Source organism: bacterium endosymbiont of Bathymodiolus sp. 5 South, from assembly GCF_900128535.1.
Lineage (GTDB): Bacteria > Pseudomonadota > Gammaproteobacteria > PS1 > Pseudothioglobaceae > Thiodubiliella.
On sequence record NZ_FQTR01000033.1, the window covers coordinates 1 to 16858 of the forward strand.

A 16858-nucleotide genomic window follows, 5' to 3' on the forward strand; every position below is an offset into this window, starting at 1 on the left:
AAGTTTTGCCAACTTGGTGATTTTATGAAATATAGTCATAGCAAAGCTATGGCTGTGTTTTATAAAATTGTCAAGTTGGTGAAAAATGGCGTTTTGATGATTATTCATATTTATGCAAAGATCTCATTATACGGGATTATCAACATCAATAAATTGATGCTTAATATTAAATTTATCACTGAGATGTTGACATAAAGCTTGTATGCCATAGCGCTCTGTTGCATGATGTCCTGCCGAAATAAAGGCAATGTCATTTTCTTTGGCAATCGCTGGGATTTGCTCGGATACTTCCCCTGTGATAAAACAATCTGCATTAATGTTGATGGCGTGTTCAATATAGCTTTGTGCCCCGCCTGTGCACCATGCAATACGATTTAATGGTTTGTCATAACCACCAAAGACTAAAGGCGCTCGGTTAAGTGCTTGTTCAATGGTATTAGAGAGTTGCGATAATGTCGTATCAACTTCTCCTTGCCAAACTAAGGTATCGCCAATTGGCTCAAGATTTTTTATACCAAAACGCTGTGCAAGTTGGATATTGTTACCCACTGTTGGATGAGCATCAAGTGGCAAGTGATAGGCGAATAAGTTGATATCGTTGTCTAATAGGGCTTTAATACGATTTTTTTTGATACCAATAATTTCAGCCGCCTCATTCTTCCAAAAAAATCCATGATGGACAAATAGTGCATCGGTTTTTTCATCAATCGCTGCATCAATTAAGTCTTGATTAGCGCTTACGCCTGAGATGATTTTCTTAATATCGGATTTGCCTTGTATTTGTAAGCCATTCGGGCAGTAATCGGTAAACTTATCTACTTGCAAATATTGATGACAATACTTTGCCAATGTTGTTTGATTAACCATAATTAATGATAAAACGCCTCCACAATACTGATAAATTGCTGATTTTGCTCATCACTACCGACTGTAACACGCAGGCAATCAGTGAGTTTGGGTGCACTACTCAAGTTTTTAATCAGTACGCCTTTTTGCTTGAGTGTTGCAAACAGTTTATTAGCATTTGGTGCTTTAAATAAAATAAAATTGGCTTGTGATGGATAGACTTTCAGTGCAGTAATGGCACTCAGTGTGACAGATAATTTAGTGCGCTCGCTGAGGATGATTTGGGCATTTTTGTTAATTTCCTCTTTTTCTCGTAATAGAAAATTTGCACTGACTTGCGTCAGTATATTGATGTTGTAAGGCAGTCTTAGTTTGTCTAATTGTGCGACCGTGTCCTGTGCGCCAATCAGTAAACCTAGGCGAAGTCCAGCAAAACCAATTTTTGAGACTGTTCTAAGCAACACTAAATTGGGATATTTTTTAATATCGTCTAAGAAACTGTCATTAGCATAAGCATAATAAGCCTCGTCTAATACAACCAAAGCATCACTTGCAATGATAATTTCCTCAATAACAGCTCTATCAAATGTATTGCCCGTTGGGTTATTTGGATAAGCAATAAAAATTAATTTTGGTTGATGGGTTTCAATTGAGTGTAGCATTGCGTTTAAGTCAATTTCAAAATCATCATTCAAATCAACGCCTTGATAATTCAAGCGGGTGAATTTTGCAATCATCCCGTACATCACAAAACTTGGCTCAACACTTAAAATAGTATCGCTTGTATCGCACGCTAAGGCCAATAATTGAATCAGTTCATCAGAGCCATTGCCTAATAGCACACCAAACTCGTTAGGTATACCCATCAACTCGCGCAAAGTTTGCTGTAATTCTATCGCACTTGGGTTTGGGTAACGATTTAGCTCACTATCTGCCAAATAGGCTAAATATTGCCCGATTAACTCATCAGGCAAAGGAAATGGAGATTCCATCGCATCCAGTTTGATCATATTATCAGACGCAGGCACATGATAAGCATTGATTGCTTGAATATCAGGGCGAAGCCAACTGTTGATAAAATTATTCATAATTTATATAGGAGTCTCACTTAAGTGCAACAATAATACCGATAATGCCGATCAAAGCCATAATAATAAAACGTCTCTTGCTTTTCCGGTCTTGATTGTCTTTGTCTTGTTGTTTATTGTCTTTGTCTTGTTGTTTGTTGGCAATAAGTGGCGCCGATTGTTCAAAAATAGCAACAATCTTAGATAATTTATCCAAATAAGGGTTTAATTTTTGGTAAAACTGTTCTCTATCTCGATAATTATTATTGTCTTCGCGCAATTGTTGTATGCTTTTATTAGCCTCATCTAGCATTGCCAGTTTCTCAGGATAATCTGTTACTACCTCAGTAGTAAAACCGCTGTCATTATATTTTTCTTTAAAATTTACTGCGCTCTCTATATAGTAAATCAATAGCGATTCATCTATATCGTAAATGGCTCTTTTAACATGATTAATTGCCCTAACTCTTTCTGCTTGAATCTCTTTCGCATCATCGCTCAGTAAAGAGCGAACAATATGATGACCTACATACCTAAGTTCGTTGATAGAGGGGATAAGCACCCCTTCCGAGGTGATTAGTTCAGCATTTTTTATTTTGGTTTCTGCTTGTTCAAATAAATCCAATAATATTTGGAGCTCGTCTCCCTTAGCCGGCATATTTTTTGCCAAAATTATAGTGCTTCAAGCGTTTGACTTTTTCGGTAATGTCTTGAGCGGTTTGATAGCGACCGCGTTGCAGGTTTATGCTACCTTTTGACAATTTGGCAACCAATTTTCTTTCAGATTTTTTGTTAAAAAGTGAGGTTATTTTCATTACTGATAATAAGTAATTAATATACTTATGTGTATATTTAAATATAAAATTTTAACATAAATTTTTATATTTTTAGAGACCTTTGCATAAATCTGAATAATCATCAGAAACCCACTTTTCACCCACTTGGCAATTTTTTAAACCCAGCCTTAGCTCTGCTAGGACAAGGTTTAAAGAAATCACCAATTGGGCAAAAATTGGATTTTGCTAATCATCCCTATTTATGCAAAGGTCTCTTTTAAAATAAGTTTTTATAATTTTAAAATACTTCTAAATGATGTATTACACCCACCCCACCCTCACCTTATCGTTAATATTTTTCACAAGTATACGATTAGGATGTAACTGCATTTTACCGATATTCTTAGCATTTAACAAAGTTTGATAAGTGTAATCTAATGCCTTCTTGCAAGCAATTTCAATATCGACACCTGAGGCGATTAAAGCACTGATTGCACTTGAAAGAGTACAGCCAGAGCCATGATAATTACCTGATAATTTATCGTAAGTATAACTTTTCACTAACTTAGCTTGGTGATACAAGCGATGCTCAATACTAACCTCCGACACATCAGTGGTGGTGAGTAGCACCCACTCACACGCTAGTTTTTCTATGGCTTTTTGCTCGTCTTTTTCGCCAGATAAGGCGTGTAATTCCGCCATATTTGGGGTGATAATTTTTACCAAAGGCAATAAGTCTTGTTTCAATGTGTCTATTGCTTGCGTTTGCAATAAAGTTTCTTCACTACTGGCTTTGATAATGGGGTCAAGCACAATGGTTTTATCTTGTACTAAATCGGCAATTACTCTAATTTGTTCGCTAGCACAAAGCAGGCCAATTTTAACCACCTTAAAATCAATATCTGCTTGTAGATGATGGAATTGTTTAGTAATCAACTCAACATCCACAACTTGAACTTCTGTAACTGATTGAGTATTTTGCACTGTCATTGTCGTTACAATCGGCAATGGTGTTAATCCAAACTGATTAATGGTTTCAATATCAGCACTGATGCCAGCGCCACCACAAGGGTCAAGCCCAGATAAAACTAAAACGGCGTCATTCAACCTTGCTTGCTTTTTTGATTAAGAAATCTACTACTTTTAACATTTCATAGTGTGAGCCAGCATGGGTGGCATCGGTCCAATATTTACCATTGACTACTATCGCAGGCACACCTTCAAGTTTATATTTAGGCGTATTTAACATAGATTTATTAATGTTGACCTTAACGCCAAATGAATTAAACGCCTTGGTAACTTTATCTTTGTCAATGCCAAAACTCGTAACCCAATTGACAAAATCAAATTTTTTATTCTTATTATTCTTATCATGAATGGCATCAAATAGTGGACCGTGAAGCTTATCCAACAAATCAAGATTCTCTAATACATAATAGAAAATTGCACCTCCTACCCATCTATCTGAAAATACAGCTGGCTGGCGTATAAATTCAGCATTATTTGGTAATTTCTTTAGCCAAGCGTTAAGTGTTGGTTCTAAACTATAACAATGCGGACAGTAATACGAAAATAACTCACGCACTTCAACTTTATCACCCGTAACAGTCTTAACGGGTTTGCCTAATACTATGTAATCTATTCCCGCCTCATAATCAGCATACGCAGAAGTGTTAAATGCAAACAATAAGATAACTAATATTTTTTTCATACTTTGTCCTTTTTATTTTCTAAGATTTGAATATTATACGACTTTAACGGGGTTGTAGTTGCAAGTAATTGCTGATAAGTTTTCTTTTCAAGTGGATGCACACTCTCTGGATTAAGTTGCGCCAATGGTGCTAGCACAAAATTGTATTGCAAAATATCATCTCTGGGTAAATTGTTTGCCTTATCAATCACCTCATCATACAACACCAAATCTAGGTCAATTTCCCTAGAAGAAAATTTTGGTTGAGATCTGTCCCTACCTTGGTTATTCTCAATTGTATGTAGCACGCTAAGCACATCAACAACGCTTAAATCTGTTGTCGCATTTACCCCCATATTATAAAAATCAGCGCCTTCAAACCCTATCGCATTACTTTCAAAAATATCGGAACACATGACATCAAAAAAATTGAGTCGTAGAGCTTCTAGTGCTTGAAAAATATTTTTCCTGCGGTTCTGATTTGAGCCAATATTAATGTGAATATGAGGCATGTGTATGATTATGAATAATTAGCACGACTACGCTCAATAATCACGCCCACGCCTTGTGCGCCAGTTACTGCTTCGCCTTTGTTAAGTGTGAGTTTTGCTTTTTCCACATCAAACTCTTCGATGATAATTTGCATGATTTTCTCTGCCAAAGTTTCTACCAATTGAAATTCACTACCTTGAACAAACTCAATCAGTCGTTTAGACACTGCCTTATAATCAAGTGTCTGGTCAATATGGTCGGTCTCACTGGCGGCTTTAATATCGGTAGACATCTCAATATCTAAGGTGATATCTTGACGGATCTCTCGCTCCCAATCGTAAATTCCGATTACGCAATCAATTTTTAATCCTTGAATAAAGACAATATCCATAGTATCATTTAGAGTCCTAATATTTTTTACAATAAGTGTACTATGTTACCTATTTTGATTATCGCTGGCTATCTAATCGGCTCACTTTCTAGTGCTATTTTAGTTTGTAAGGCTTTTGATTTACCCGATCCACGCACCCAAGGCTCCAACAATCCAGGTGCTACTAATGTTTTGCGTATTGGTGGCAAAAAAGCTGCCGCCATCACACTTATCGGTGATGGGCTTAAGGGCGTTATTCCTATATTGATAGCACGATATTTAGGTGCTGATTTATTAGCAATGACGCTGATTGTATTCGCATCCTTCTTAGGTCATGTTTACCCTATTTTCTTTGGCTTTAAAGGTGGCAAAGGCGTAGCAACCTTCTTAGGGGGCTTATTTGCCTTAAACTATTTAGTGGGATTAAGTTTTGCGCTGATTTGGGTTTTTGTTGCCAAAGTGCTAAAAATTTCTTCGCTATCTGCATTAATCGCTACTCTACTAACCCCTGTAATTTTTTACTTTTCAAGTGCCAAAGACCTTAATGCTACTTATGTTGTTATCTTAATATGTGTTTGGATATTTTATACCCACAGAAGCAATATTACCCGTATGCTATCCGGTGATGAAGGCAAGATTAAGTCCTGATATTTACACCTTTCTTGAGTAAAGCAAGCGACATCGTAACCAGTATGATGATCATGGCCAGTAACATTGAAAGTGATATTGTAAAATCAACAGTACTCACACCTAAAAGCCCCAACCTAAAACTATCAACCATATAATAAATGGGATTAAACTGACTGACACTCTGCCAAAATTCTGGCAGAATTTCAACGCTATAAAACATCCCGCCAAGATAAATCATCGGCATCAAAATAAAGGTTGGAACAATGGATATGTCGTCAAATGATTGCGCAAATACCGCATTAATAAAACCCGCCAAAGAGAACAAAATAGCTGTTAATAAAAAAGTCACTAAAGTAATTGGAATTGAATAAATCTCAAAATCAACAAAGAACGAAACTGTAAAAAACACCCCCATACCAACCACAAAACCACGCGCAACACCACCAGAAACATAGCCCAGTAAAATGACCCAATAGGGCACTGGCGAGACCAATATTTCTTCAATACTGTGGTTAAATTTCGCCAAAAAAAACGAGGCTACCGTATTTGCATATGAGTTCTGAATAACCGTCATCAAAATAACGCCTGGAATAATAAAATGCAAATAATCCACACCCTGCATCAAGCCAATGCGCTGCCCCATCAAACCACCAAAAATCAACAAATAAAGTAATGTTGTAATAATCGGCGGAAAAATCGTTTGCACCCAGATGCGGGAAAATCGCAAAATCTCTTTAATAACAATGGTTTTATAAGCAATCCACATACCTTATACCGCCGTGTTTGTTAAATGTAAAAACAGTATTTCCAAACGATTCTGCGTACTACGGATATGATCAACACTAATACCTTGCTTAGACAAACTTTGCAAAACATCGGTAATACTTGTGTTAGATTCTAATGTTACTTGCAAAGTGTAATCATCCAATCTTTCACAACTAAATTGCGTTTGCTTAATACGCTCTGGCAACACACTTAAACTTTCTAAAATCAAAACTTGATGCGATACCTTGGCTAACAATTTCTTCATACTGGTTTGCTCAACCACCTTACCTTCATTAAGAATGGCAATATTGCGACACAAGGACTCCGCCTCTTCTAAATAATGTGTCGTTAAAATAATAGTCACACCCGAACGATTAAGCTCTTTTAAATACGACCACATAGAGCGACGAATCTCAACATCAACGCCTGCAGTCGGCTCATCTAAAATCAATATCTTTGGTTGGTGAACAAGCGCCCTTGCTAACATCAAGCGACGCTTCATACCACCTGATAAAGATTTAGCTATATCTGCGCGTTTATCCCAAAGTTGCATTTTTTTGAGTAGAATTTCTGTTTGAACTTTAGCGTCTGCACGAGAAATACCATAGTAACCTGCTTGATTGATCAGTATTTCTTCAATGGGTTCAAATGGATTAAAATTAAATTCTTGTGGCATCAAGCCAATCAAACGCTTAATATCATTGGTATGGGTATTTTGATTAAGCCCCAATATTTGAATATCGCCCTGAGTTTTATTTAACAAGCCACAAATAATACCAATAGCTGTAGTTTTACCCGCACCATTACTACCCAAAAGCGCAAAAAAATCCCCCTCTTCTACCGATAAATCAATAGCCTTTAAGGCATAAAAATTATTGGCATAAATTTTGGTAAGCGATTTAATTGAAAGTGCAGCTGACATAGGTAAACATTATCCGTTAGTTTTGATGATTTATGCGATAATTACACACTTTAAAAATTGCACATTTACTTATGTCTGAAATTAAAAATATACAATTACCTGATATTGGTGACTTTGATGAGGTTGAAGTTATTGAAATTTTAGTATCTGTTGGCGATACAATCAAAGCAGATGACAGCATAATAACGCTTGAAAGCGACAAAGCCTCTATGGAAATCCCAGCACCTTGGGCGGGTGTAGTTACTGAAATAAACATCGCCCTAGGCGATAAAATCAAACAAGGTGATGTGCTTTTAGCCCTTCAAACTGAAGAAGACAGCGTTGCTACAAGTGAAGAATCAATCGCAGAAGTCATCAATACTGAACCAAAAATCATACCTGTGATGGTGCCAGATATTGGTGACTTTGATGAAGTTGAAGTGATTGAAGTTTTGGTTAATGCAGGTGATGAGTTATCAGCAGAAGACAGCATAATCACTTTAGAAAGCGACAAAGCCTCTATGGAAATCCCAACGCCAGTTGCAGGAAAAGTGATTGATATTAATGTCACATTAGGCGACAAAATTAAACTGGGTGATTTAATTCTTAATATTGAAAACACTGCTGTTAAGACACCCAAAAAAGAAACGCCAACCACAGCAGTTTCTGCACCAATATTCACGCCCACACCAAAAACAACCACGACACTCACACCAGCGCCACAAACCCTAGACCCATCAATATCAACAACACCTAGGGGCACCTCTCATGCCTCCCCTTCTATTCGCAAATTGGCACGAGAGTTAGGCGTTGATTTATCCAATGTCACTGGCACAGGGCAAAAAGGCAGAGTACTAGATACCGACCTTAAAGGCTATGTGAAGCAAATGATGACATCAGGTGGCATGGGTAGTGCACTACCTAAAACGCCAAACATTGATTTTTCTAAATTTGGTGAAACACAAACATTAGCATTATCCAGAATTAACAAACTCTCAGGCAAACACCTAACTGCCTGCTGGCTCAATATTCCACATGTGACACAGTTTGACGAAGTCAATATTAACAAAATGGAGTCCTACCGACAAGCGCAAAAAGCCCAAGGTATCAAACTAACGCCATTGGTATTTATTATGAAAGCAGTGATTCAAGCGCTTCAATCTTATCCTCGTTTTAATGCCTCATTGGATGAATCGGGTGAAAATTTAATCATCAAAAAATACTTTAATCTAGGCATCGCTATGGATACACCAAATGGCTTGGTGGTACCTGTCATCAAAGATGTTGAACAAAAATCCTTAATAGAACTTGCCACAGAATTGGCACAGACTTCAGCCAAAGCGCGTGAGGGAAAACTCAGCCCTAAAGATATGCAGGGTGCAGGGTTTACTATCTCCAGTCTTGGTGGCATTGGTGGCACGCAATTTACACCCATTGTAAACGCACCAGAAGTTGCTATTTTAGGCGTGTCTCGTTCGGTTAATAAACCTGTTTGGAATGGCGAAGCATTCATCCCAGAATTAACGCTACCACTCGCCTTATCTTATGACCATCGCGTTATCGACGGCGCACAAGGTGGTCGCTTTATGGCAGAACTTAACCATATCTTAAACGAGGCAAATTATGATTAAAACCCAAGTTGTTGTTATTGGTTCTGGCCCTGGTGGCTATACCGCTGCTTTTCGTGCTGCTGATTTAGGCAAAAAAGTAACACTTATCGAGCGCTATGAAAGCTTAGGTGGTGTGTGCCTAAATGTAGGTTGTATCCCTTCAAAGGCGCTATTACATACGGCAGAAATTATCAATGAAGCTGCCGAGGCACAACATCTTGGCGTTACTTTTAACGAGCCAAAGATTGATATTGACGCTGTACGCAAAAATAAAGATGATATAGTTAGCAAGTTAACGAGCGGCATCAAAGCCCTAGCAAAAGCAAGAGGTGTACAGATCATTACTGGCTATGGTAGGTTTGTCTCCAATACACAAATCAAAATTGACGCTACTGATGAGGTTATTGAATTTGAACAGGCTATCATCGCTGCAGGCTCGCGTGTTACCAAAATCCCCGCCTTCCCATTTGATGACCCACGCGTCATGGACTCAACCGATGCGCTGGATTTAGAGCATGTACCAAAACGCTTGCTCATTGTTGGTGGTGGTATTATCGGTTTAGAAATGGCAACCGTGTATGAGGCTTTGGGCAGTGAAATTACCGTGGTTGAACGCTCAGACCAACTCATCGCAGCAGCAGACAAAGACATTGTTAACCCACTATTCAAACGCATTAAAAAACAATATGCCAATATTTTCTTAAGCACCGAAGTTACCAGTATGGACGCACAAGAAGAGGGTATTCAAGTCGGCTTTAAAGGCAAAGGTGCACCAGAGTTTGATAGCTTTGATAAAGTCTTAGTCTCTATCGGGCGCACGCCTAATGGCAAACTTATTGATTGTGAAAAAGCCGGTGTGAATGTTGATGATTGGGGATTTATCAAGGTTGACAAGCAAATGAAAACCAATGTTACAAATATCTATGCCATTGGTGATATTGTCGGTCAACCGATGTTAGCCCACAAAGGCGTGCATGAAGCCAAAGTTGCTGCTGAAGTTATCTGCGGACACAAATCAGGTTTTGATGCACTCGCCATCCCATCCGTTGCCTACACCGACCCAGAAGTCGCTTGGACTGGCAAAACGGAAAAAGACCTCAAAGCCGAAGGCATAGAATACGAAGTAGGTAAATTCCCTTGGGCAGCCTCAGGCAGAAGCCTAAGTATCGGTAGAAGCGAAGGCGTATCAAAAGCCTTATTTGACAAACATACACATCGACTTTTAGGCATGGGCATCTGCGGCACCAATGCCGGTGAGCTCATCGCCGAGCCCACCCTCGCCATTGAAATGGGCTGTGATATGAGTGACATCGCCCTCACCATCCACGCCCACCCAACGCTGTCTGAGACCACTGCTTTTGCTGTTGAAATGGCAGAAGGCACGATTACGGATTTACTGCCGCCGAAGAAAAGATAGCAATGGCTGAAAAAACCACAAGGGTGCTACAACTGGTCACAAATTGTGATCAGTTGAAAATGATAAAAAATTTAATTACAGACTTATTGCCATTTAAAAACACTAAACTTACTTATGGCAAAAATTAAAGACCTCCCTAAAGTTGACCGACCACGAGAAAAATTACTCAAAAAAGGTTCTAACGCCCTATCTAAGACAGACCTTCTAGCCATCTTACTTGGTAGCGGCATTAAAGGTATCAATGTTCAAACCTTAGCCAAAACTATTATTACCAAATTTAATAAGGATTTTCTCAATATCACTATTGATGATTTATTAACAGTTAAAGGCATTGGACAAGCTAAAGCCTTGCAAGTTTATAGTGCAGTTGCCTTAATAAAGCGTTTTTACCAAGAACAAAACAACACTGATTTAATCATCAACAATGTACAAAATGTGTTGACACTTGCTTTTGATATTAGAGACAAGAAAAAAGAACATTTAATTTGCCTACACCTTGACAGTCGCAATGCACTAATTAAAAAAGAAACCTTGAGTATTGGCTTGTTAGACAAAAGTTTAATCCACCCAAGAGAGATTTTTTCCAGTGCTTTAGAAAATAAAGCCGCCAATATAATTCTTATTCATAACCACCCTAGTGGCGACCCAACCCCTAGTAAACAAGATAAACAAGTTGCCAAAAATATCGGCAAAGCAGGACAAATAATGGGTGTCGCATTATTGGATTTTGTCATCATAGCCAAAAACGGACACAATAGTTTTTACCAAGCACTAAAACATGACAAAAGCCTTGACTATGTAGCAGATGGCTTTCAAATGGGGATATTTGATCAGTTTGAGACAGAGCAGTCTATTTATAAAAATGAGCCAAAATTTACCTTTATTGATTTATTCGCAGGTATCGGTGGCTTTCATTTAGCCGCTTCAAATTTAGGAGGAAAATGCGTTTTTGCCTCAGAATTTGATGAAAATGCTCGTAAAACTTATCAAGAAAATTTTTTAAAACATAATAAAGACTTGTTTTATTCAGGTAATTTTGCAGGGGATATTACCAAAGTAAATGAAAAAGATATTCCTGATTTTGACTTTTTATTTGCGGGTTTTCCTTGTCAGCCATTTTCTATCGCTGGATATAGACAAGGTTTTAAAGACAAAGACGGTAGGGGTAATTTATTTTTTGATATCGTTAGAATTTTAAAAGAAAAAAAACCAAAAGCATTTATTTTGGAAAATGTAAAAAATTTAAAAACTCATGACAAAGGCAATACAATTAAAGTTATTTATGATGAATTGCAAAAACTAGGTTACAAAATTACTGACAATGTCTTAAACGCCATGGAATATGGCAATACGCCTCAGAATAGAGAACGAATTTTTATTGTTGGTTTTCTGGAGCAGAAAGCATTTAATAATTTTTCTTTTCCAAGCAAAATAAAGCTTAAAAAAACTATCCATAGTTGCCTAGATAAAATAGTTGATGAAAAATATTACTACAATAATAAACCCTTATATAAAAAGTTAAAAAATGATGTGATAAAAAAAGATACTATTTATCAGTGGCGTAGAAAATATGTGCGAGAAAATAAAAGCAATGTTTGCCCAACATTAACAGCAAATATGGGAATGGGCGGACACAATGTTCCAATTATTTTAGATAATCAGGGAATTAGGAAACTAACACCCAAAGAATGTGCAAATTTTCAGGGTTATCCAAAAAAATACATTTTGCCGAATATAACAGATTCTAATTTATATAAACAATTTGGTAACTCTATCTGCATTCCTTTAGTGGAAAGAGTTGCAAATAATATAATTTTAGCCTTGGAAATCTAACCAAATGTTTTTAAAAAATCAACCACAAGATCAACAACAGCAATATCAACATTTTTTAAGAATAGTTGGCTCTTTATCAAATTTATATTCAGATTCAAAAACACCGTATCTTTATTATAGGATTGCTGAAAAATTATTCTGTAGAGCATTCAAAGCAGATGACTTATCTAGGGGAGATGTATCGGCAGATGCTAAAAAAGATAATATTGGTATAGGTTTAAAAACATTCTTAGCAAATAATAATAAAACCTTTCAAAAAGTTGCAGAGTTTAATGGCGATAGAAATTCGTATGTAAATTTAGGCAACACAAAACTTATTAGAAAAATTGCAGAATTAAGAAATACTAGGATTCATTTTACCGAACACATCCACCAAATACAGAGTTCTATTTACCATTGCGTTCTACGGGAAGAAGGAAAATTTAAAATATTTGAAAGCAATATGGATAAAATAGATATTGATAATATTCAAAATGTTAAACGAAAGAAAAATACAATTACATTTAATGATAATATCAATGATTACTCTTTTTCACTCTCAAAAAGCACTTTATTAAAAAGGTTTGATAGCACTAATTTTGATTTAGTTCTTGATGAATTTGATGTTGATGTCTTAAAAGACCCTTTATTAACTTTGCAAGAATGCTTTACTAAAAATGAAAGAGAATCAATATTTTTAACTGACGCTCAGATTGAGCAAACTATTTATTTGCCTTTGTATGGTAAAGGCATGAAGGTATTTGAAAGGAGTGGTCTTAATCAATGGAATGCAAGAGGTAGAAAGAGAAATGAAAGTGAAGTTTATATACCAATCCCTAAACTGATTCATGATAAGTTTCCTAATTTTTTTCCAGGCAGGCAACAGTCCTTTTCATTAAAACTTCCGAACGGGAAACAAATGCAAAGCAAAGTTTGCCAAGATGGTGAAAAAGCTTTGATGTCTTATTCTAATAAAGAGTTAGGAGAATGGATATTAAGGGATATTCTTGAGTTGCGAGAGGGGGAGCTTTTGACTTATGAAAAACTAGCATTATTAGGCGTCGATTCTGTCAGAATTGATAAAACTTCTAATTTAGAATTTGAAATAAATTTTTCCAAAATTGGCAGTTATGAAAACTTTAAAGAGTTATATTTAGACAATTAAAACAGCGCTATTACTTAAAAATGAGTTATAAACCCCTTATGTAGAACCCCATCATTATATCATTGGTTGCTAAAATCAGTGAAAAATTGGGCAATTGTCAGTATTAGATGAAAAATTGACAAAGTGACACTCAAGCCAGCAAAACAAACGCTACCTAATGCCTTATTTATAAGTTTAATATACCGTATTTATCATAATTTATTAAAAAAACCGTGAACAACTACTAAAAATATGGTTAAATTCACGATATTATTATAAAAAATCGTGAACTATGAACCAAAGTCAGCAAGAAAAAATCATAGATCTAAAAAAGCGTTATCATCGAGCGATTGATGGCAGACGCTCGACAGTTGATTTGATTGATAGTGCGGAAATATCAGAACATATTTATAACTCAAATGCGATTGAGAATTCAACTTTAAGTTTAGAAGAGACTGAAAAAATCTTACTTGAAATAGAATTAGACCGTTATGTTTCTCCGAGAGAGATATTTGAAGCAAAAAATTTAGAGCGAGTAATGCGTTATATCAATAAAAATACAGATAAAAATGTATTAAACGAATCAGTCATTTTATTATTACACCAAATGCTAATTAGTAATATTGATGATACCATTGCTGGCAGATTTAGACAAGACGGTGAATTGGTGCGCGTTGGTAGTCATATTGCGCCAATGCCAAGTGAGATTGATGAGCGTATGAAAGATATGCTGATTGAGTATCACACGACAGACACCCAAAATATTGTTACTCGTATTTCCACCCTACATTTAGCATTTGAACACACGCATCCGTTTGTTGATGGCAATGGTAGAATTGGTAGAGTTATTAATAACTACTTATTAATACGAGCAGGCTATGTGTCGATTAATATTAAGTTTATCAATCGAGCACAATATTATGATGCATTTTCTGAGTATGATTTGACTGGTAAAGTCAAAAAAATGGAGGAGATTGTATATAAGGCTTTATTAAATTCCTTTCACAAACGCTTGGCTTATTTGGCAGGCAAAAAAATTATTAAACTCGCTGATTATGCCAAAGCAGAAAAAATATCTTATTCTAATTTACTGAATAAAGCCAATCGGCAAACCATTGAAGCTTTTTTAGAAAAAAGCGTGTGGAAAATCGGAATTTAAAATAATATTCGAGAAACAATGATAAAAACATCAATAAAAATAACGCTTTTGTATTGATTGACAAAGGATATACTAGAGAAGATTCAGAATTAAAGATTGAAAACAGTTACCTTGATGATGAAAATGATGGCTTGATTTGGTATAAAAATACTTTGCGACCCAGTTTCAATTAAAAGAGACCTTTGCGTAAATAGGAATGATTAGCAAAATCCAATTTTTGCCCAATTGGTGATTTCTTTAAACCTTGTCCTAGCAGGGCTAAGGCTGGGTTTAAAAAATCGCCAAGTGGGTGAAAAGTGGGTTTCTGATGATTGTTCCTATTTATGCAAAGGTCTCTAACAAGAATGAAAACTAATATTATTTACAACGACGATTGTATAAAAATACTTAATTCAAAAATTGATGAAAAATCCATTGATTTGATTTTTGCTGATCCTCCTTATAATTTATCAGGAAATGGCTTAAAGTGGAAAGGCAATAAGACGGGCGGTGATTGGTATATGGTTGATGAGGCGTGGGATAAAATGACTGCACCAGAATTTTTAAAATTTACCCGCCAATGGATTGGGGCTTGTGACAAAGTTTTGAAGGATAAAGGGTCAATTTATATTGCTTGTAGTTATCATAATATTGGTGAATCTATGATGGTTTTAAAGCAATTGGGATATAAGATTAATAACATTATTACTTGGTATAAAACTAATGCTATGCCGAATATGACCAAACGCATTTTTACACATTCTACCGAGTTTGTTATTTGGGCAGTTAAAGACAGTGGTTGGGCTTTTAACTATGAAACTTTGAAAGAAATTAATCCCGAAAAGCAAAAAAATGGGGACTTGAAACAAATGCGAGACTTTTGGCAGATGCCATTAGTTCAAGGCAAAGAACGCATAAGAGGCAGTGATGGAAAAGCACTGCATCCAACTCAAAAACCTGAAGAGATGTTAAAAAGAATTATATTGGCAAGTTCTAACAAAGGTGATATTGTGCTTGACCCATTTTCAGGCAGTGGTACAACTGCTTATATTGCTAAAAAATATGAGAGGCAGTGGATTGGTATAGAGAAAGATAAAAATTATATTAAAATTTCGACAACTAGATTGCGGTAAATAAAAGCCTGAAATGAGTTATAAGCCCCCTTATGTAATCACTCCTATCATTGTATCACTGGTTGCTAAAATCAGTGAAAAATTAGGGCAGTTATCGGTATTAAAAACTCAGGAAAACAACCTATATTTACGCCGTATTAATCGCATTCGCACTATTCAAGGTTCGTTGGCAATTGAGGGGAATACTTTAACTGAAATGCAGATAACCGCAGTATTAGATGGCAAAGCGGTCATTGCACCACCGCGTGAAGTACAAGAGGTGCGTAATGCAATTAAAGCCTACGAAAAATTAACAAAGTGGCGCCCAACAAGTCAGCAAGATTTATTAGCTGCGCATCAAACCTTGATGCAGGGTTTGATTGATGATGTGGGGCAATATAGAAACACTGGTGTAGGTATCATAAAAGGCAAAAAAGTGATTCATATGGCACCCTCTGCTGAGCGCGTCAATGGATTGATGTTTGATTTATTTGATTGGTTGGCGTGCAGTGACGAACATCCACTCATTCTTAGCTCTATATTTCATTATGAATTTGCATTTATTCATCCATTTGCAGATGGCAATGGCAGAATGGGGCGTTTGTGGCAAACTTTAATATTAAGTCAGTGGCAAGATATTTTTAGTTATTTACCTGTTGAGAGTCTAATTTATGCACATCAAGATGACTATTATTTAGCATTACAACAAAGCACAAAACAAGCCAATTCGGCGCCCTTTATTGAGTTTATCTTACAGATGATTCTTGATAGTTGTAATGAGGATACCCCTCAAGTAACCCCTCAAGTAAAGCAATTAATTTCAATCATTAATGGCGAGATGAGCAAAGAAGAATTAATGTTTGCCTTATCGTTAAAAGATGCTAGAAATTTCCGTCAACGCTATTTGTTACCTGCAATATCTAATAACTTAATTGAAATGACGCAAGCAGACAAACCCAACAGCCCGACACAAAAATATCGATTGGTTTAATTATGAGAGACCTTTACATAAATATGAATAATCATCAAAACGCCATTTTTCACCAACTTGACAATTTTATAAAACACAGCCATAGCTTTGCTATGAC

Annotated in this window: 18 protein-coding genes; 8 read left to right on the forward strand and 10 right to left on the reverse strand. The window is 36.3% G+C overall.

What is annotated here, in order from left to right:
• Positions 1 to 126 precede the first annotated feature (126 nt).
• From BBROOKSOX_RS04830 to folB, 8 genes are all read right to left on the reverse strand, one after another.
• A complete protein-coding gene (locus BBROOKSOX_RS04830; RefSeq protein WP_139660119.1) occupies positions 127 to 867 on the reverse strand; it encodes a Nif3-like dinuclear metal center hexameric protein in 741 nt (246 codons plus the stop codon).
• 2 nt (positions 868 to 869) lie between these two features.
• Positions 870 to 1934 carry a histidinol-phosphate transaminase gene (gene hisC, locus BBROOKSOX_RS04835; RefSeq protein WP_139660120.1) on the reverse strand — a complete coding sequence of 355 codons (1065 nt, stop codon included), beginning with the start codon at positions 1932 to 1934 and terminating at the stop codon, positions 870 to 872.
• Between the two features lie 16 nt (positions 1935 to 1950).
• On the reverse strand, positions 1951 to 2571 hold the full coding sequence (locus BBROOKSOX_RS04840; RefSeq protein ID WP_139660121.1) for a hypothetical protein: 621 nt from the start codon (positions 2569 to 2571) through the stop codon (positions 1951 to 1953).
• Positions 2561 to 2728, reverse strand: coding sequence for a hypothetical protein (locus tag BBROOKSOX_RS04845; RefSeq protein ID WP_180323854.1), 168 nt, complete (start codon positions 2726 to 2728; stop codon positions 2561 to 2563). Before BBROOKSOX_RS04845 ends, BBROOKSOX_RS04840 begins: the two co-directional genes overlap by 11 nt.
• A gap of 282 nt (positions 2729 to 3010) precedes the next feature.
• Positions 3011 to 3796 carry a bifunctional hydroxymethylpyrimidine kinase/phosphomethylpyrimidine kinase gene (gene thiD, locus BBROOKSOX_RS04850; protein ID WP_139660122.1) on the reverse strand — a complete coding sequence of 262 codons (786 nt, stop codon included), beginning with the start codon at positions 3794 to 3796 and terminating at the stop codon, positions 3011 to 3013.
• Positions 3789 to 4400 (reverse strand): thiol:disulfide interchange protein DsbA/DsbL, encoded by a 612-nt coding sequence (locus tag BBROOKSOX_RS04855; protein ID WP_139660123.1) that lies wholly within the window; start codon positions 4398 to 4400, stop codon positions 3789 to 3791. The genes thiD and BBROOKSOX_RS04855 overlap by 8 nt, the downstream gene beginning before the upstream one ends.
• On the reverse strand, positions 4397 to 4891 hold the full coding sequence (folK, locus tag BBROOKSOX_RS04860) for a 2-amino-4-hydroxy-6-hydroxymethyldihydropteridine diphosphokinase (protein WP_139660124.1): 495 nt from the start codon (positions 4889 to 4891) through the stop codon (positions 4397 to 4399). Before folK ends, BBROOKSOX_RS04855 begins: the two co-directional genes overlap by 4 nt.
• An 8-nt stretch (positions 4892 to 4899) precedes the next feature.
• Positions 4900 to 5262, reverse strand: coding sequence for a dihydroneopterin aldolase (gene folB / locus BBROOKSOX_RS04865; RefSeq protein ID WP_139660125.1), 363 nt, complete (start codon positions 5260 to 5262; stop codon positions 4900 to 4902).
• Positions 5263 to 5304: 42 nt separating this feature from the next.
• On the opposite strand from folB, the gene plsY reads away from it, so the two are divergent.
• A complete protein-coding gene (gene plsY / locus BBROOKSOX_RS04870) occupies positions 5305 to 5889 on the forward strand; it encodes a glycerol-3-phosphate 1-O-acyltransferase PlsY (protein ID WP_139660126.1) in 585 nt (194 codons plus the stop codon).
• On the opposite strand, the gene BBROOKSOX_RS04875 is transcribed toward plsY, so the two are convergent.
• Together BBROOKSOX_RS04875 and BBROOKSOX_RS04880 are read right to left on the reverse strand one after the other, a co-directional pair.
• Positions 5879 to 6637 (reverse strand): ABC transporter permease, encoded by a 759-nt coding sequence (locus tag BBROOKSOX_RS04875; protein ID WP_139660127.1) that lies wholly within the window; start codon positions 6635 to 6637, stop codon positions 5879 to 5881. The genes plsY and BBROOKSOX_RS04875 overlap by 11 nt on opposite strands.
• 3 nt (positions 6638 to 6640) lie before the next feature.
• On the reverse strand, positions 6641 to 7558 hold the full coding sequence (locus tag BBROOKSOX_RS04880; RefSeq protein ID WP_139660128.1) for an ABC transporter ATP-binding protein: 918 nt from the start codon (positions 7556 to 7558) through the stop codon (positions 6641 to 6643).
• Between the two features lie 71 nt (positions 7559 to 7629).
• On the opposite strand from BBROOKSOX_RS04880, the gene BBROOKSOX_RS04885 reads away from it, so the two are divergent.
• The 7 genes from BBROOKSOX_RS04885 to BBROOKSOX_RS04915 all read left to right on the forward strand — a co-directional run bounded on the left by BBROOKSOX_RS04885 (position 7630) and on the right by BBROOKSOX_RS04915 (position 16761).
• Positions 7630 to 9168, forward strand: a complete 1539-nt coding sequence (locus tag BBROOKSOX_RS04885) for a dihydrolipoyllysine-residue acetyltransferase (protein ID WP_139660129.1) — start codon at positions 7630 to 7632, stop codon at positions 9166 to 9168.
• Entirely contained in the window at positions 9161 to 10564 is a 1404-nt protein-coding gene (gene lpdA / locus BBROOKSOX_RS04890; protein ID WP_139660130.1) for a dihydrolipoyl dehydrogenase, read from the forward strand. Before BBROOKSOX_RS04885 ends, lpdA begins: the two co-directional genes overlap by 8 nt.
• Positions 10565 to 10678: 114 nt before the next feature.
• Entirely contained in the window at positions 10679 to 12397 is a 1719-nt protein-coding gene (radC, locus tag BBROOKSOX_RS04895) for a RadC family protein (protein WP_139660131.1), read from the forward strand.
• A gap of 4 nt (positions 12398 to 12401) precedes the next feature.
• Complete coding sequence (locus tag BBROOKSOX_RS04900) at positions 12402 to 13541, forward strand: restriction endonuclease PLD domain-containing protein (protein WP_139660132.1); 1140 nt, start codon at positions 12402 to 12404, stop codon at positions 13539 to 13541.
• Positions 13542 to 13812: 271 nt separating this feature from the next.
• A complete protein-coding gene (locus BBROOKSOX_RS04905) occupies positions 13813 to 14679 on the forward strand; it encodes a Fic family protein (protein ID WP_139660133.1) in 867 nt (288 codons plus the stop codon).
• A 344-nt stretch (positions 14680 to 15023) separates the two neighbouring features.
• Positions 15024 to 15791, forward strand: coding sequence for a DNA-methyltransferase (locus BBROOKSOX_RS04910; RefSeq protein WP_139660134.1), 768 nt, complete (start codon positions 15024 to 15026; stop codon positions 15789 to 15791).
• A 13-nt stretch (positions 15792 to 15804) separates the two neighbouring features.
• Complete coding sequence (locus tag BBROOKSOX_RS04915) at positions 15805 to 16761, forward strand: Fic family protein (protein ID WP_139660135.1); 957 nt, start codon at positions 15805 to 15807, stop codon at positions 16759 to 16761.
• The last annotated feature ends 97 nt before the right edge of the window (positions 16762 to 16858 follow it).

Bases quoted from the DNA above. Each gene is read 5' to 3' on its own strand.
- BBROOKSOX_RS04830 (WP_139660119.1), bottom strand. From the start codon at position 867: ATGGTTAATCAAACAACATTGGCAAAGTATTGTCATCAATATTTGCAA.
- BBROOKSOX_RS04915 (WP_139660135.1), top strand. From the start codon at position 15,805: ATGAGTTATAAGCCCCCTTATGTAATCACTCCTATCATTGTATCACTG.
- radC (WP_139660131.1), top strand. From the start codon at position 10,679: ATGGCAAAAATTAAAGACCTCCCTAAAGTTGACCGACCACGAGAAAAA.
- BBROOKSOX_RS04885 (WP_139660129.1), top strand. From the start codon at position 7,630: ATGTCTGAAATTAAAAATATACAATTACCTGATATTGGTGACTTTGAT.
- BBROOKSOX_RS04900 (WP_139660132.1), top strand. From the start codon at position 12,402: ATGTTTTTAAAAAATCAACCACAAGATCAACAACAGCAATATCAACAT.
- lpdA (WP_139660130.1), top strand. From the start codon at position 9,161: ATGATTAAAACCCAAGTTGTTGTTATTGGTTCTGGCCCTGGTGGCTAT.
- folB (WP_139660125.1), bottom strand. From the start codon at position 5,262: ATGGATATTGTCTTTATTCAAGGATTAAAAATTGATTGCGTAATCGGA.
- BBROOKSOX_RS04855 (WP_139660123.1), bottom strand. From the start codon at position 4,400: ATGAAAAAAATATTAGTTATCTTATTGTTTGCATTTAACACTTCTGCG.
- BBROOKSOX_RS04910 (WP_139660134.1), top strand. From the start codon at position 15,024: ATGAAAACTAATATTATTTACAACGACGATTGTATAAAAATACTTAAT.
- folK (WP_139660124.1), bottom strand. From the start codon at position 4,891: ATGCCTCATATTCACATTAATATTGGCTCAAATCAGAACCGCAGGAAA.
- hisC (WP_139660120.1), bottom strand. From the start codon at position 1,934: ATGAATAATTTTATCAACAGTTGGCTTCGCCCTGATATTCAAGCAATC.
- BBROOKSOX_RS04905 (WP_139660133.1), top strand. From the start codon at position 13,813: ATGAACCAAAGTCAGCAAGAAAAAATCATAGATCTAAAAAAGCGTTAT.
- plsY (WP_139660126.1), top strand. From the start codon at position 5,305: ATGTTACCTATTTTGATTATCGCTGGCTATCTAATCGGCTCACTTTCT.
- BBROOKSOX_RS04840 (WP_139660121.1), bottom strand. From the start codon at position 2,571: ATGCCGGCTAAGGGAGACGAGCTCCAAATATTATTGGATTTATTTGAA.
- BBROOKSOX_RS04875 (WP_139660127.1), bottom strand. From the start codon at position 6,637: ATGTGGATTGCTTATAAAACCATTGTTATTAAAGAGATTTTGCGATTT.
- BBROOKSOX_RS04880 (WP_139660128.1), bottom strand. From the start codon at position 7,558: ATGTCAGCTGCACTTTCAATTAAATCGCTTACCAAAATTTATGCCAAT.
- BBROOKSOX_RS04845 (WP_180323854.1), bottom strand. From the start codon at position 2,728: ATGAAAATAACCTCACTTTTTAACAAAAAATCTGAAAGAAAATTGGTT.